General features: G+C 53.4%; 11 protein-coding genes. 9 read left to right on the forward strand and 2 right to left on the reverse strand.

The window, feature by feature from the left end; genetic code table 11:
* The 8 genes from RC73_RS10040 to RC73_RS19880 form a co-directional block, all read left to right on the forward strand.
* Window positions 1-439 (forward strand): IS30 family transposase (locus RC73_RS10040; RefSeq protein WP_039034511.1); only part of this gene is annotated, 439 nt, incomplete at its 5' end.
* A gap of 550 nt (window positions 440-989) precedes the next feature.
* On the forward strand, window positions 990-1,874 hold the full coding sequence (locus RC73_RS10045; protein ID WP_039034512.1) for a LysR substrate-binding domain-containing protein: 885 nt from the start codon (window positions 990-992) through the stop codon (window positions 1,872-1,874).
* Window positions 1,875-1,980: 106 nt separating this feature from the next.
* Window positions 1,981-3,090, forward strand: coding sequence for an efflux RND transporter periplasmic adaptor subunit (locus RC73_RS10050; protein ID WP_052248122.1), 1,110 nt, complete (start codon window positions 1,981-1,983; stop codon window positions 3,088-3,090).
* Entirely contained in the window at window positions 3,087-6,185 is a 3,099-nt protein-coding gene (locus tag RC73_RS10055; RefSeq protein ID WP_039034514.1) for an efflux RND transporter permease subunit, read from the forward strand. The genes RC73_RS10050 and RC73_RS10055 overlap by 4 nt, the downstream gene beginning before the upstream one ends.
* Entirely contained in the window at window positions 6,185-7,660 is a 1,476-nt protein-coding gene (locus RC73_RS10060; RefSeq protein ID WP_039034515.1) for an efflux transporter outer membrane subunit, read from the forward strand. The genes RC73_RS10055 and RC73_RS10060 overlap by 1 nt, the downstream gene beginning before the upstream one ends.
* Window positions 7,661-7,765: 105 nt before the next feature.
* A complete protein-coding gene (locus RC73_RS10065) occupies window positions 7,766-9,073 on the forward strand; it encodes a paraquat-inducible protein A (RefSeq protein ID WP_234501112.1) in 1,308 nt (435 codons plus the stop codon).
* A 13-nt stretch (window positions 9,074-9,086) separates the two neighbouring features.
* A complete protein-coding gene (pqiB, locus tag RC73_RS10070) occupies window positions 9,087-10,739 on the forward strand; it encodes an intermembrane transport protein PqiB (RefSeq protein WP_039034566.1) in 1,653 nt (550 codons plus the stop codon).
* 1 nt (window position 10,740) lies between these two features.
* Window positions 10,741-11,343, forward strand: a complete 603-nt coding sequence (locus RC73_RS19880; RefSeq protein WP_052248123.1) for a PqiC family protein — start codon at window positions 10,741-10,743, stop codon at window positions 11,341-11,343.
* Window positions 11,344-11,518: 175 nt separating this feature from the next.
* On the opposite strand, the gene dbpA is transcribed toward RC73_RS19880, so the two are convergent.
* Both dbpA and RC73_RS10085 read right to left on the reverse strand, forming a co-directional pair.
* Window positions 11,519-12,904 carry an ATP-dependent RNA helicase DbpA gene (dbpA, locus tag RC73_RS10080; protein WP_039034516.1) on the reverse strand — a complete coding sequence of 462 codons (1,386 nt, stop codon included), beginning with the start codon at window positions 12,902-12,904 and terminating at the stop codon, window positions 11,519-11,521.
* A 140-nt stretch (window positions 12,905-13,044) separates the two neighbouring features.
* On the reverse strand, window positions 13,045-14,535 hold the full coding sequence (locus RC73_RS10085; protein ID WP_039034517.1) for a DEAD/DEAH box helicase: 1,491 nt from the start codon (window positions 14,533-14,535) through the stop codon (window positions 13,045-13,047).
* Window positions 14,536-14,758: 223 nt separating this feature from the next.
* Here RC73_RS10085 and RC73_RS10090 point away from each other — a divergent pair, with 223 nt between their 5' ends.
* On the forward strand, window positions 14,759-15,805 hold the full coding sequence (locus RC73_RS10090) for a DUF3626 domain-containing protein (RefSeq protein WP_039034518.1): 1,047 nt from the start codon (window positions 14,759-14,761) through the stop codon (window positions 15,803-15,805).
* Window positions 15,806-15,859: the final 54 nt, after the last annotated feature.

Below are 15,859 nucleotides of genomic sequence, written 5' to 3' on the forward strand. Positions count from 1 at the left end.
CACGGTTCTGGGCAAGCAAGGTACGGGCGCGATTGTCAGCCTGGTTGAGAGAAAAAGTAAGCTGTACCTGATACGCAAAGTGCCAGCGAAAAGCGCAGTCGATGTGGCCCGGGCAATGGTTGGCATGCTGTGGAAATATCGAAGTTATGTTCGAACTATCACAGCGGACAACGGCAGCGAATTCTGTGACCACGAACAGGTCGCAGAAAAGCTTAAAACGGATGTCTACTTCGCTAACCCTTATTCGTCCTGGGAACGCGGACTGAATGAAAACTTCAACGGTTTGCTGCGGCAATACATACGGAAAGGCACCGATTTGCGGACGGTAACAGATAGGCAAATTAGTGAGATTGAACGGGCATTAAATGCCAGACCGAGAAAGTGCCTCGGCTTCAGGCAACCTATTGCGGTATTCAATGAATTACGCAAGGCAGCCTAATTTAGCGAGTGGTGCACTTCGGAGTTGAATTCGCGGGTAATATTTAGGTTAAGTGTTTATTGTGTTGGAATATATTATTGTTTATAGAGCCAAGGTTGAGGCTTTCAATGTTGGATGTATAAGGCTGAATCAGTCAGGGTGTGGCCGAGTTTATTAAATGTTAATCTGTTATGTGTTGAATGTAGTTTAATGAGAATCCAATAGCAAGCTGAGGCGTTGTCGCGTCCAGTTTTTATAGGTCGATATTATTTACAAGTGTATTTTTTATAATGTAAGTATGGTTATCGGTTTGTGATTTGTGAGAACGTTGAGGTTCAATTGTTGTTTTTTGAATTTATACTGAATTATTTTGTAACTGTAGAGCTTGATAGGGCTTCAATAACACCTTTTTATGAGTTAATGACTTACAATGAGTAAAGGACGGTGGGATTGTGACAGGCAGTGCGGAGCCATGCTCATGCGTTATCTGAGCTGTTGATATTCCACATTTGTCATCTTGGTCTCCTTAGAGGCATAGTGTGTAACTTATGTTTGGCATGAGAAGAAAACAGTGAAAATTGACGACCTCAGATTATTTTTATCGGTTGTGGATCTAGGCAGCTTTGCCGCAGCCGCCAGTTCCATAGGTGTTCCAAGAGCCTATGTCAGCCGCCGTATTGGTGAGTTGGAGGCTGACTTAGGTAGCAAACTCTTTACCAGAACCACACGTAAGCTGACTCTGACGCCAACCGGAGAAATCTACTATCAGCAGTTGCTGGAGATTATTCCCAGATTAGAGTCGTTAAATGAGTCGATAAAGAACCAAAGGAATATGCCAACGGGCTCGGTCAAACTGGGTTTAATTGGCGATGCCGATATTGTCGCCCACAACCTGTTGCAGGAATTCCTTCGAACCTATCCTTTAATCACTTTGGAAACTCATGTCAGTAACTTGGGATACCACGATATTTTGACCTATGGTCTGGATGCCTGTGTTCATATCGGTGAGATGAAAGACAGCTCCTTTGTGGCCCGCCCTTTGATGAGAGGATTGCGAAAACTCTATGCCAGCCCGGATTATATCGCGGAGCATGGCATGCCCACATCGATAGATGATCTGGATAATCACGCCTTGATCATTCACCGTTTGGCTAACGGTGAGCTGGAAGATAAATGGATTTTTAATCAGGGCGAGTACCGCACCCATAGCCGGCTGATTTCCAACAATAGTTCCTACGTAAAACATGCTGTTATGAATGGTGCAGGTATCAGTTTGTTGGCTGAACTGAGCGCTGCAGAACACGTTAAATCGGGCGAGTTGGTAGAAGTACTGCCCGAGTGTGAAGTTTATGTTGATGACGTTTGGTTGGTTTATCCCAGCCGCAAGGGGATGACCCATGCGGCCAGGTTATTGATTGACAGTATTATTGAAGAAGCACGTAAGTTGGATCTGTAGATTGTCACGAATTTCATGACATTGATGTGTAAATATATGTTATTGTTTTAAATATGGCTCGGCATTACTCTGTGCCGCAATTGATTCAAGTAGTTAGGAAATTGCAGTGACAAGAGTAAAACCGACCGGGCTTAAGTTAAGCCTGCTATGCAGCAGCGTGGTATTCATGCTGTGGGGTTGTGGCAACAGTGAGCAGCCACAGGCGGCCTCGACCGCGCTTCCACTGGTTCAGGTGATGGAGCTTCCGGCTCCGGTCAGTGATAGAGTGCATCAGTTCAGTGGCATTCTGGAATCAGACAAAACGGCTGAGCTGTCTTTTAGGGTGCCGGGCACACTGGAGCAGATCTTGGCTGATGAAGGCAGTCAGGTTAAAAAGGGCCAAGTCATCGCTCGTCTGGATCCCCATGACTTCCGGGTCAGTGTGATGGAGCTTGAGGCCAGACTCAGCGAGGCCGAGGCTGCACATCGTTTGGCAGCCATTGAACTTAAGCGGGTTCGCGCCGCTATTAATGATAAGGCGATAGCCGGGGTCAAACTGGATCGGGCTATCAGCGCCGAAGCCCGCGCCAAGGCGGGTGTCGAACTGTTGAAGCAATCTTTGAAAAAGGCCCAGGACTCTCTGGCCTATACCTCTCTCAAAGCTCCCTATGACGGCGTCATAGGTAAGCGCTTTGTCGACCGATATGAGCTGGTGGATGTTGGCACTCAGATAGTCACCATACATCAACCCACCACGCTTAATGCCGTGGTCGATGTCTCTGAAAGTCAAATTTGGAATCTACGCCAGGGCGCAAACGGTGAAGTCTCCTGGTTCAATGCTGAAGGTTCGGTTGCGGCCGAGATCACCCAGATTGCCAGTGTTCCCGATAGGCTCAAACGCACTTATGAAGTGACCTTTGCCCTGAAACAAGCACCCAAGCAGTTGGTCGCCGGAAAGGCGGTCAATGTGGCGGTGAGCTTACCTTACGCCAGCAAAACACCGGTGTTTTGTATTCCGGCGATGGCGGTATCCAGTCAAAAGAGTCAGCTGTATGTTAATCGGGTGGTGAATGAGCATGCCAAGGCGGTAGCGGTTAAAGCCATGAGTCAAACCGACGACTCTATCTGTGTTTCCGGCGATCTCCAGCAAGGTGAACGTATCATTTTGGCCGGTGGTGCCTTTGTGGAAAATGGACACAAGGTGGAGGTATTGGGCGAGGCGCAGGTTAAGTCATGAATCTGTCTACCTTTGCACTGAGACAAAAAACCTTTGTCATTTTTTTCACGATTCTTGGCATGATCGCCGGGATCTACTCCTATTTTGATCTGGGGAAGTTGGAAGACCCTTCATTTACGGTTAAAAGCGCGGTTATCGTGACTCTCTATCCAGGAGCCGATGCCAAGGAAGTGGAACAGTTGGTGACTGACAAGGTCGAGACCAAGTTGGAGGAGATGGAGTCGCTGTGGAAACTGCGCTCACTGTCCCGTCCCGGTAGCTCGATGATCTTTGTTGATCTCAAAGAGAAGGTGAACTCTGACGAACTGCCGCAGCAGTGGGATTTGCTGCGCCGCAAAGTGGAAGATGTGAAGCTGGAGCTGCCGATGCAGGCGCAGATCAGCATAGTCCAGGATGAGTTTTCCGAAGTCTACGGCATGTTGTTTGCGGTCTATGGCGACAACATGAACATGGCGGAGATGAAAGACCACGCCAGGGAATTACAGCGGCGGATCAAGGCAGTTGATGGCGTGAAAAAAGTGCAACTGCACGGCATTCACGAGCAGGAGGTCAATATCCGCATCTCGGAAGAACGTCTGAGCGAAACCGGCCTGACCATGCTGCAACTGATCGATCAGTTGCAGAGCCAGAATATGCCAGTGACCGCCGGTGACTTTGATCTCGGGATTGAAAACCTGCGGGTAGAGCAGGGCGGCAGTTTCCAAACTGTGGATGATATTCGTAACGTCAGTATTCAAACCGGGATCAATGGTTTGAACTCGGCGGTGATCCGCTTGGGCGATATCGCCGATATCACGATGGACTATCAGGATCCTGCCACTACTTTAAGCCGTTTTAATGGCCAACAAGCGGTTACTCTGGCTGTGAGCCCGGTTAACGGTATCAATGTGGTTAGCATAGGCGACACCCTTAAACAGGTGCTGGCAGATTATCAGGCCGAATTGCCTGCGGGTGCCGGTATCGGGGTTATCGCTTATCAGCCGGAAGAGGTGCAGAAGTCGGTCAATAACTTCATCAGTAATCTTATTGAAAGTATTGTGATAGTTGTGGTTGTGCTGCTGATCTTCATGGGCTGGCGCAGTGCTTCGATTGTCGGTGCCAGTTTGTTGCTGACAATTCTCTTTACCCTGGTTTATATGAATTTGACCAATGTGGATCTGCAGCGGGTCTCCTTGGGTTCCTTTATTTTGGCCTTGGGGATGCTGGTGGATAACGCCATTGTGATAGTGGATCTGTTCCAGGCCAAGATTAAACAAGGGATAGAGCGTACCCAGGCGGTTATCGATAGCATCAAGGAGATGGCGGTTCCGCTGCTGGCGGCGACTGTGATTGCCGCTATGGGTACGGCGCCGGTATTGCTGTCACAAACCGACTCGGCCGAGTTCTCCTTGTCCATCGTCCAGGTGCTGTGCAGTTCACTGCTGCTTTCCTGGGTAATCGCCATGATAGTCACGCCGCTGATGTGCTGGTTCTTCCTCGGCACGGCCGTTGATGAAGACAAGGCGAAAGCCCCTTCTCGTTATTGGCTGATGTATGAAAATGCAGTTGATTGGGTAGTGGAAAACCCCAAGAAAACCTTACTGTATGTTGTCCCTTTACTGGTCGGCACCCTGTTGGCCGCACCGCTGCTGAAGGTGAACTTCATGCCGTCATCGGACCGGGCGATAGTGTTTTTGGATTACTGGTTGCCCAACGGTGGCCGCATAGAGCAGACCTCTGCCGATATGCGCAAGGTCGAAGCCTGGTTATTGCAGCAGCCAGAGGTGGAAAGTATCTCCAGCTCGGTCGGCGAGAGTGCACCGCGTTTTTCGGTGACAGTTGAACCCGAGCCGCTGGACTCCAGCTATGGTCAGATACTGATCAACACTCGCAACTATGAGGATATTGAGCCCCTGGTCAGTCGTGGTGATGCCTGGTTAAAGGCGCAATTCCCCTATGCCGAGCCGAGATTCAGGGATCTCAAGCTGGCGACCAAGGATAAGTATTCGATTGAAGCGCGCTTTATTGGCCCGGATCCCGAGGTGCTGCATCGCCTGGCCGATGAGGCAAAGGCTGTGATGGTCTCACACCCCAATCTCAAATATGTTCGCGACGATTGGCGCCAGGAAAGCAAGGTGATGACGCCTATGGTGGACCTGCATGCGGCGCGCCTCGCCGGCGTGACCCGAACCGATATTGCCAATGCCATCAATCGGGTGACCGAAGGCAGCCAGGTGGGCACCATGAGGCATGGGGATGACCTTATTCCTATTAAGCTGCGCAGCGCCAACGCGACTTTGGAGCATTTTGAGAATATTCCGGTGCGCTCTTTACTGGGCACTCACAGCGTGCCTATGGGGCAAGTGGTTGAGAGCATAGAGATCAAGGGTGAAGAAAGCATGATCTGGCGTCGCAACCGGCTGCCGGCTATTACGGTTCAGGCCGGAGTTAGCGGCGACACCGCATCCAATGTTCGTCAGCAGATTGCCGCCGAGATTGAAGCCATTGCCTTGCCGGCCGGTTATAAGATGGAGTGGGGTGGTGAATACTATGACGAGCAGCGCTCTATTGATGACTTGCTGGAACAAAACCCCAAGGCCACCTTGCTGATGCTGATCATTCTGGTCGCCATGTTCAATGCCTTCCGCCAGCCTTTGATCATCATGATCACCTTGCCACTGGCCTCCATCGGCATTGTCTGGAGCTTGTTGTTGCTGGATAAACCCTTCGGCTTTATGGCGATAGTCGGCATGATCTGCCTCTCGGGCATGATCATCAAAAACGGCATTGTCCTGATGGATCAGATAGAGCTTGAGCGTCGTAACGGTTCGGGCATCGCCGAGGCGATCAAGGCCGCGACCTTGAATCGAACCATGGCGATCTCAATGGCGGCGTTGACTACGGCGCTGGGGATGATCCCTCTGCTTACCGATCGCCTGTTTGATCAGATGGCGGCCACCATTATTGGCGGTCTCACCGCCGCATCCGTGCTGTCACTGTTTGTAATGCCGGCCCTTTATCGCCTGTTTTATCACAGGGATGAACAAAGAGAAGCCGAACAAATTGAGTTGGCAGCCCCATCACAGCCTGTATTGACAGCCAAAGAGGTGAAGTAATGAAGAAGCATATTTTGGCTGCCATTGTCGGTGTAACCCTGGTCAGTGGTTGCAGCATGGCACCTGATTATCAGTTGCCGAGCGTGAAGGTCAGTGAGCTGTATTTCAATGCCGATACCCAAGGCGTGGCGGCTCAGGCCCTTGACTATCAAGAGTGGTGGCGGCAGTTCAATGATCCGCAATTGGATGCCTTGGTAGCCGCGGCCCAGCAGCAAAACATCAACCTGAAAATCGCCGCCGAGCGGATCCGTTCGGCCCAGGCCTACGAAACAGCAGTGTCATCTTTGAAGTTGCCTTCGGTTTCTCTGGGCGGTGGGTATATGGATCTGCGGATCAGCGAGAACGATCCCATGATGGGGGGCGCCGTTTCCGGCGTCGCCTTGCCCGATGCCCTCGGTGGCGGCAGCGTCAAACTGATGGACCGAGACCCCAATAGCAGCTTTCTCGGGGCGACGATAGCCTGGGAGGCCGATCTGTTTGGTCGTATAGATAGCCTGAGCCGGGCCGCCGAAATTCGGGTTGAGCAGGCAAAAATACTGAAAGCCAACCTCACCACCCTGATGACGGCCGAAGTCATAGATAACTATCTGCAATATCGCGGCGCCGAGGAGCGGATGCTGATCGCGGCCAAGAATATCAAGGAGCAGACAGAGGTGCTGGCACTGGTGGAATCGCTGGAGCGCCATGGTTATGGCTCCAGCCTGGATGTAGCCAATGCCAAGGCGGCGCTGGCGACGACCAAGGCGATGCTGCCCATGCTGGACTCGGCCAAGCAGGCGCATCTGCATCGGTTGGCGTTGCTGCTTGGGGAGAATATCAACCAAACCCAGGCGCGTTTGACTGATGCCGCATTGCCGCAGATGCAGCAGTTGATCCCGACCGGGGTGCCTTCTGAATTGTTGACCCGGCGTTTGGATATCGCCTTGGCCGAGCGGGAAATTGCCGCCAAGAACCAGGAGTTGGGGGCTGCCATTGCCGCCAAGTACCCCAGCTTTTATCTGACCGGCGCCCCGGGGATATCGGCAGATCACTTTGACGATCTCTTCTCCTCTGGCTCCACCACTTGGGCGCTGGCGGCAGGGTTCAACTGGAATATCTTCGATGCCGGTCGGACTCAAGCCATGGTTGATATCCAGGAGAGTGGCTTCAAGACCGCTGTGATGAGTTACCAACAGACGGTCAATAACGCCATCAATGAGGTGGAAACTGTACTGAGACTCTACGGCAATAGTCAAGAATATCATAAGCATATAGTCAAAGCTGAGACTCAGGCCGAGACGGCGGTGACCAAGGCCACCTCCCTGTATCGAGCCGGGCTTGAGAACCACTTGAGTGTGTTGAATGCCCAGAACGTCAAAAACAACATTCAGGATGCCGAAGTGGTGGCCAGGCTCAATACCGCCTCTACTGTTGTCACTCTGTATAAGGCGCTCGGGGGCGACTGGAGCTTGGAGCAAACCCAGTCGCAACAATAAGGCGTTGATCTTAGGTGCAGGGACTTTGTGTGAGTCTATCCCTGCACCCGCTTTTTCCTGAGTGAACCGCTGAGTCTGGTCACACTGAAAATCACAGGAGTTATTGTGAAGCCGTTAAATACCCCGCCGGAAGATGCTGGCCGCCAAGGGCAAAATACCCAGTTGCAGGCCTGTGAAGAGTGCGGTTTGGTGAGTGCTTTTAGCGAGCCCAAACCCGGCAACAAGGTGAGCTGTCCTCGCTGTCATCACGGCTTACAGTCAGCCTTGAAGGCACCGTTTCAGCAGGTTTGGGCCTACGGTTTGGCAACCCTTATCCTGTTGGCCTTGAGCCTGGGGTTTCCCTTTTTGTCTTTCAGTGTCCAGGGCTTGTCGCAAAAGGTCAGCCTCTGGGGCGCCTTGGTCAGCATGCATTACGCCAGCAACAGCATATTGGCGTTGGTGATCTTACTGTGCGTGGTGATCTTACCGCTGATCTATATCCTTTTTGCCATGTGCATCTATCGCCTGGGTTATCTGGCGAGCCTGGGGAGAGCTGTATCTTTAGGTTGGGCCCGAGTGGGCAGCAAGCTTATTTTCAAGTTTGAATCCTGGTTGATGGCCGATGTGTTTCTGGTAGGGATCTTGGTGGCCATGGTGAAGATCATCGCCTTGGCAGATGTCGGTTTCGGGCCATCTTTCTGGGCTTTTTGCCTCTACAGCATGCTATTGGTGAAGTTTGTCTCCGTCATCGACAGCTCGTGGATCTGGGATCGCTTGTCACCCAGAGAAGAGATTGCCAAGGTTCATAGCGGCGACAGTCATCTGAATCATAACCATGATTCCTGCCATATCTGCGGTCAATTAAATCTGGTGTCGAGTAAAAACTGCTGCCGCTGCGGCGCCGGGGTTCAGCCCTATATTCCGCTGCAAAGTATGCAAACCGCCTGGGCTTTTTTGCTGGCCGCCGTGGTGTTTTATATACCGGCCAACTTCTATCCCATCATGTATACCACCAGCGTTGGGCAGACCGAGGCCTCGACCATAATCAGCGGTGTGGTCTTGCTTTGGCATCTGGGTTCCTATCCTGTGGCTTCGGTGATTTTTCTGGCCAGCATAGTGATCCCTACCGCCAAGATCCTGTCTCTGGCTTATCTGTTTCACCAGGCGGGCAAAGGGCGGGTAAAGGGCAAAGAGAGTCGCAATCAGTCGCTGTACCGGGTAACCGAATTCATTGGCCGCTGGTCCATGATAGATATCTTTGTGGTGGCTTTGTTGACCGCTCTGGTTCAGTTGGATGAGCTTATGGCCATCAAGCCGGGACCCGCGGCACTCTCCTTCGCCATGGTGGTGATTTTGACCATGCTGTCTGCCATTAGTTTTGATTCCAGGGTGCTTTGGAGTCAGTCAGGGCTTAAAAAGTCTACCCATGAATAATATGAGTGAATCTATGTTAAATGACGAATATGTCCGGGCCGAAGAGTCCCCAGCCACCAAGGTGTCGGCCGTTTGGTTGATACCTATAGTTGCACTGGTGATCGGTTGCTGGATGCTTTATGACTACTTCGATCAACTCGGCAGTGAGATCAAGCTACACCTCAAGACTGCCGAAGGCATTGAGGTGGGTAAAACCTTTCTCAAGTCACGTAATGTCAATGTTGGTGTGATTGAGAGCATTAAATTGAGTGATGATTACAGCGCGATTATCGCGACGGCAAGAGTGTCGCCGGACGCCGAGAGAATGCTGACCACAGACGCCCGCTTCTGGGTGGTGAAGCCCAGAATAGGCAAAGAGGGGATCACAGGACTGGATACCTTGTTGTCCGGTGCCTACATAGAGTTGGAGCCGGGAAGATCTGCCGTTGCCAATTATGAGTTCAATGTACTGGAGAACCCTCCGGTGGCCTCGGCCGATGAACAGGGCATCAGGGTAGTGCTTAATAGCCGTCAGGCGGGCAAGCTTGGCGTTGGCGACCCTGTACTCTACGAAGGCTTCACAGTCGGCAGAGTGGAAAGCACCGGCTTTGATACCGATAAACGCCAGGCGTTTTACCAGCTGTTTATCAATAAACCCTATGATGAATTGGTGCGCAGCAACAGCCAATTTTGGCTGGCTTCGGGGCTGAATATGCAGCTGTCTGCCAAGGGGCTGGATCTGCAGGTGGGTTCATTGGAGTCATTGCTCAGAGGAGGCGTCAGCTTTGGCTTGCCTGAGGGGCGTTTGGCCGGGGAAAAGGTTGAGGATGGTGAGGATAATTTCCCTCTCTATGATTCGCAAGAGCTGGCCAGTCAGAGCCTTTACAGCCAGTATTTGGAATATGTCATGTTGTTTGATGAGTCGGTGCGGGGGCTGCATGAAGGCGCCAGCGTCGAATTCCGCGGTATTACCATAGGTAAAGTGGTCAAGGCACCGCTGACGTTGCAGCAGTATGGTGTCCATGGTGCAGGACTCAGCAATGGCACCATTCCTGTATTGGTCAGAATTGAGCTGGCACGAGTATTTGAAAACGCCGAGTCGACGGGGCTTGAGCAGCTGCGCTCAGAAATAGAAAGAGACTTGGGGGCGGGCCTGAGAGCGAGCCTCAAGACAGGGAGTCTGTTAACCGGTGCGCTGTTCATCGACTTGGATCTGTATCCGGATGCCGAGCCATACCAGGCCGGGACTTTTATGGAGTATCCACTGTTTCCTACCAAGCGTGCCGGAGTGGCCGAAATACAAAAGCAGGTGGGGCAACTGATCAGCAAATTAAATAACTTACCACTGGAGAGCACTTTCCAGGGGGTCAACCATACCCTGGAAAACACCAGTGCCGCTTTGGCGCAATGGGACAAGGTGGGGCAAAAATTGGAGCAGTTGCTTAAGCAACAGGAGATGCAGGCGTTACCGGGTGAACTGCAAAACACGCTGCGGGAATTTCAAGGGATGGCGCAGGATTATGGCCAGGACTCGGCCATGTACGCCGAATTGCAATCCAGCCTGAAACAGCTTAAGGCTGTGATGCGGGAGTTGCAGCCCTTGTCACGGCAACTGAATGAAAAACCCAACCTCTTGATCATGGGGGCAGATACTGCCGCCGATCCGACACCGAAAAAGGCCGATTGATATGCGAATTATCCTGTTTTCTCTACTGCTGGTATTGGCCGGCTGCTCCAGCCAACCCCAGGTAACCACTTACTTCTTGGGTAAAGCGCCGCAGGCAACTTCTGAAGCGAGAGTAAAGCCCCCTCTACGCCAGTGCCAATGGCGCCTCGCCGGGGTGGAAATGGCCGACTTTCTGGCGGGTAATGGTTTGGTTTATCAGGTCTCAAACCATGAATTGGCTATCGCCCGTCAGCATCTGTGGGCCGGCGATATCAGTGAGCAGATAAAGGTCAAGATGGCGTCTTTATTGGCCCATGAATGCCCGCGTGAGGCCTCGGTCAATATACCAGCGCAGCAGCCATTAACCCTGACTTTAGGTTTCAACGAGTTTCACGGACGATACAGCGGCGATGCTTTGATTGGGGGCGATTGGCGCATCAGTAACTCTTCCGGTGAACAAGTACTGCAGGCCGACTTTCATTATGACGTGCCCCTGGCTTCAGACGGATACCCGGCGCTGGTCGAGAGCCTCTCCCAGGGGCTTGAAAAGCTGGCGCGGGATATTAATGCCGGGATTGCGAGCCTGAATCTCACTAGCGAACAGAGTTTGGCCTCCACGCGCTAAAATACGGTTGAACGCGGCCAACTTGCTGACAAATGCCAGAGGCTTGCTGATGGTTTTTGCCTAACGCTATTTGGCTGGCGGCAGCTATGTGGATAAGCATAAAAATGCCTGCAATTGATGCAGGCATTTTTATCATCCTTAAACCACCGCCTTTGGCGGTATTGAGGGTTTCGGTTTAAGGTTTCATCGCCCAGGCGCGGAATGACTTGCCTTTGAGCTTGCGCTCACTCAGTAATTTGACCGCAGTATTGGCGCACTCGCTGCGCACCGCTACATAAGACCAGATATCCTGAATTTGTATTTTGCCCACATCGGCGCCGGTCAGGCGGTTGTCGGCTGTGATTGCTCCAAGAATATCCCCCGGGCGCAGCTTATGCTTCTTGCCGCCTTCAATGCGGATGCAGCGCATGGCCGCTCTTATCGGCGCAGAGGAAAAACTGCCGGGCTTTGGCAGTTCACTCATGGTTTGCGGGCCAAAGATATCCTCCAGCAGCGCCATTCGCATGCCATCTTTGGGGCCTACCAGGCTGACGGCCTGGCCCGAGGCACCGGCGCGGCCGGTACGACCGACCCTGTGCACATGCACTTCGGGATCGAACGCCAGTTGATAGTTGATCACCAGATCCAGGGCTTCGATATCCAGGCCCCTGGCGGCAACATCTGTGGCTACCAACACCACCACGCTCTTGAGGGCAAACTGCACCAGCGCCTGATCGCGCTCACGCTGATCCAGATCGCCATGGAGTGCTCGCACGCTGAAGCCCTGCTGCTCCAGGTTGTCGGCCAGCTCCTGGGTTTCTCTTTTGGTATTGCAAAATATCACGGCACTCTCAGGCCTGTGGGCCAGTAGCAATGCTTCCACCGCTTGCAACCTGGAGGCGGTGTCTGTCACTTCGATAAACTGCTGCGCTATGCTGAGTTGATCATGTTGCTGCTCCAACTTGATGCTGAGCGGCTTATCCATCATGGCGCGGGCCAATTCGGCAATCGGTTCCGGGAAGGTGGCGCTGAACAGCAAACTTTGGCGCTTGTCCGGCATATAGGCGCTTATCTGCTCCAGTGCATCGGCAAAGCCCATCTCCAGCATACGGTCGGCTTCATCCAACACAAGTTGCTGCAATTCGCTCAGATCCAGACGCCCCTTCTGCAGGTGGTCCAGTACCCGCCCCGGTGTGCCAACTATAATGTGCGCGCCATGTTCCAGCGAGCCTATCTGTGGCCCCACAGGCACACCGCCACACAGGGTCAGGATCTTGATGTTGTGAATGCCGCGGGCAAAACGGCGCAGTTCCTTGGCCACCTGATCGGCCAGTTCCCGGGTGGGGCAGAGCACCAGGGACTGCACCCGAAAACGTTTCACATTGAGTCGATTCAACAGCCCAAGACCGAAGGCCGCCGTTTTGCCCGAGCCGGTTTTCGCCTGAGCCAGTACATCGCGGCCCTCAATAATGGCCGGCAGGCTGGCGGCTTGAACCTGGGTCATGGCGGTGAAACCAAGATCGTTCAGGGTGGCCAGCAGGGCGGGTTTCAACGGCAGGCTGGAAAAGGGTAAATCACTCAAGCTGTGTCCTATGGGCTCGCAAATGGAGCAAAAATGGTAAAGGGGTATTGTAACAGGCGGGGATGGTTTTTAGGCAGACTAATCTTGCGGCATTGAAAAAGCCCACTCGGGTGGGCTTTCAATCTCAGGCTTGATTGAGCTTAGCGCTCATTTCTTTGCCGGGAGCCGCGCGCTTGTGAGTCGCGTTGCTGTGCCTGGTTGTTGCGCTGCTGGTCTGAGCCGCTATTGCCCTTGCCGGCGCCTTGCGGCTTACTCTCTTGGGAGCGACCGCCCTGAGGCTTGGCGTTCGCGGGTTTGCGTCTGGCACTTGAACCTTCGGTCTTGGCGCCCTGAGCCGGACGACGATGGCGGTTTTCAGCATTGGCCGGCTTGCTGCCACTACTTTTATCCAGGTTGCTGCTACGCTGGCCATCCTGATGCCCCTCTTTGGGCTTTTTCGGCTTCTTGGGCTTTTTCGGGCCTATCTTGTTCGGGTTGAGCCGCGATTCCGGCAAGGCTTCCTGAGGTTCGAAGCCATTGACGATTTCACGCTCGATAGTCTTGCCGATCAGCTGCTCTATGTCTTTGAGCTGCTTGAATTCTTCCGCACTTACCAGAGACACTGCCTGACCACTGGCACCGGCGCGGCCGGTACGGCCGATGCGGTGCACATAGTCTTCGGCCACATTGGGCAGATCGAAGTTAACCACTTGCGGCAACTGATCTATATCCAGGCCGCGGGCGGCAATATCTGTGGCAACCAACACCTTGACCTTGCCACTCTTGAAATCGGCCAGTGCCTTGGTTCTGGCACCCTGGCTCTTGTTGCCGTGGATGGCGGCGGCGCCAATTCCTTTGCCATCCAGGTGCTTGGCCAGACGGTTGGCGCCGTGTTTGGTGCGGGTAAACACCAGTACCTGTTGCCACTTGTACTCTTTGATAAGCGAGGTCAGCAGCGCCGATTTCTTTGACTTGTCTACCGGGTGCAACTTCTGGCTCACCCGTTCGGCGGTGCTGTTGGCCGGCGCCACTGAGATCTCGGCGGGATCGTGCACCAAGCCCTTTGCCAGGCGACGAATGTCGTCAGAGAAAGTGGCACTGAACATCAGGTTTTGCCGCTTGGCCGGCAGCAAAGCTAGAATTTTTTTGATGTCGTGAATAAAGCCCATATCCAGCATGCGGTCGGCTTCGTCCAGCACCAGCACTTCCAACTGGCCGAACTTGACGGCATTTTGTTGGTACAGATCCAACAGGCGTCCCGGTGTGGCCACCAGGATATCGACCCCTTTTCTCAAGGTCTGCATCTGTGGGTTAATGGAAACACCGCCAAAGACCACTGAGCTGCGCAGATCCAGATGTTTGCCATAGAGACTGACGCTTTCGGCCACCTGAGCGGCCAGCTCACGGGTGGGGGTCAGCACCAAAGCGCGGATATGGTTGCCCCGCGGACGAATACCACCATTGAGACGCTCCAGCAAAGGCAAGGTAAAGCCGGCGGTTTTGCCTGTCCCTGTCTGGGCGGCAGCCATCACATCCCGTCCCTGCAATACTGCGGGAATGGCCTGGGCTTGAATGGGGGATGGAGTGGAGTAACCTTGTTCGGCGACAGCGTTCAAAATCGGGGCCGACAGGCCCAGGGAGGCAAAACTCATGCAATCTTCTCAATTGACAGCGCGGAGCTGAGATATGGGAGCCGCAATGCACAGCGTTGCGGCGAAGGCGGCAAGCTTACAGCATTTGCGGCTAAAGTGCTAATTGCAGCCAACTTGAACCCTTTTATTTTACGCTTGTCTTAACTTTAACTGTTGCAAAGCAGCCGCTTAACCTATCTTGGAAAAGCAAGAGCCAAATTCAGGCCTCGACTCGGTGAGGTGTATGGGGGCAATAGAGCATATACAGGCGCAGGCCCTGCATCGCAGGGAGTATGCCCTGAGCGTGATCAAGAATGTGCAGTCGATGTCCGCCATCGACACCGCACGGCTCTCTCTCGGGCTGAATATGCTGGCTCAACATGGCCGTATCGCCTTTCATTTCCACCCGGATAGAATCGACTCCCGCGGCTGGCCTGTGTTGGCCGGTATGCTGGCCGATGGTATTTACAAGACCCAGTTTGAAACCCGGGTATCCAACGGCAAACTCTCGCCTCAGGTTGGTGGTCCGCGAGATCATTGGGAAAACCAGCTATTCGGCGACTGTTATCGCGGCGCCAGAGGGCGCCCCAAATACGGCGCCCTGGATCTGGGCATGCATCAAAACGGTCCCTCGGCCCGTTTCGGCAGCTGTTATCTGTTGTCATCACCTGCGTTGCTGCATCGCTGCACATTCAGTTATCTGGACTCCTGCCGTGAGCCCAGGGAAAAAGGCACCGCGGCCTGCTTTGAAGATATTTTTGCCGCGCTGTTCAATGAGTGCTTTGAGCGTAGTTCGGCATTGGGCGTAGGTCAGTTGCGCCCGGCGGCCTTGGTCGATTATCTAGTTGATGCCTTGCCTTTGGGGGTGGCAGCCAGGTTTGAGCGCCCCATGAGCGGTGATCTGGATCATTACATTGAGGCTCAGTGCCACGGTGAGCTGGTGATAGCTGAGGATCTGACTCACTTGGTGGCCGATCCGGCATTCAAAGGCACAGAGATGGAGATTTTGATGCAGCGCTTGTGTGACAAGTACCGACTGCAGCTGTGTTGGCATCAGGGCTATCAAATGCCGGTTGATGAGGTGCCGCCGGACTTTCGCGGCGCCGCCATGCCCAAGCTCGCCGCCTTGGTGGCACGGGATGGCCTGCTCGATGCCCGTCTGATAGGGGAAGCGGCGCTGGCACTGCATAAAGATCCGCAGCAGTGGCGCATGCTTGGCAATGAAACCGAGCTCAAGCAGCAGCTCAAGTTGCTGTGGCATGTGCTGGTGCGTTTTGGTCATAGTCGTTGAGGGCACTCCATCTCTGGTCGGTCGTCTCAATTGAGCGGGGATTACCCGTGAGTA

Origin of the sequence: Shewanella sp. ECSMB14102 (assembly GCF_000813075.1) — a bacterium.
Classification (GTDB): domain Bacteria; phylum Pseudomonadota; class Gammaproteobacteria; order Enterobacterales; family Shewanellaceae; genus Shewanella; species Shewanella indica.

What these genes read in the sequence shown, in the direction of transcription:
- RC73_RS10055 (WP_039034514.1), top strand. Translation starts at nt 3,087, where the DNA reads ATGAATCTGTCTACCTTTGCACTGAGACAAAAAACCTTTGTCATTTTT.
- RC73_RS10060 (WP_039034515.1), top strand. Translation starts at nt 6,185, where the DNA reads ATGAAGAAGCATATTTTGGCTGCCATTGTCGGTGTAACCCTGGTCAGT.
- RC73_RS19880 (WP_052248123.1), top strand. Translation starts at nt 10,741, where the DNA reads ATGCGAATTATCCTGTTTTCTCTACTGCTGGTATTGGCCGGCTGCTCC.
- RC73_RS10090 (WP_039034518.1), top strand. Translation starts at nt 14,759, where the DNA reads ATGGGGGCAATAGAGCATATACAGGCGCAGGCCCTGCATCGCAGGGAG.
- RC73_RS10085 (WP_039034517.1), bottom strand. Translation starts at nt 14,535, where the DNA reads ATGAGTTTTGCCTCCCTGGGCCTGTCGGCCCCGATTTTGAACGCTGTC.
- pqiB (WP_039034566.1), top strand. Translation starts at nt 9,087, where the DNA reads ATGTTAAATGACGAATATGTCCGGGCCGAAGAGTCCCCAGCCACCAAG.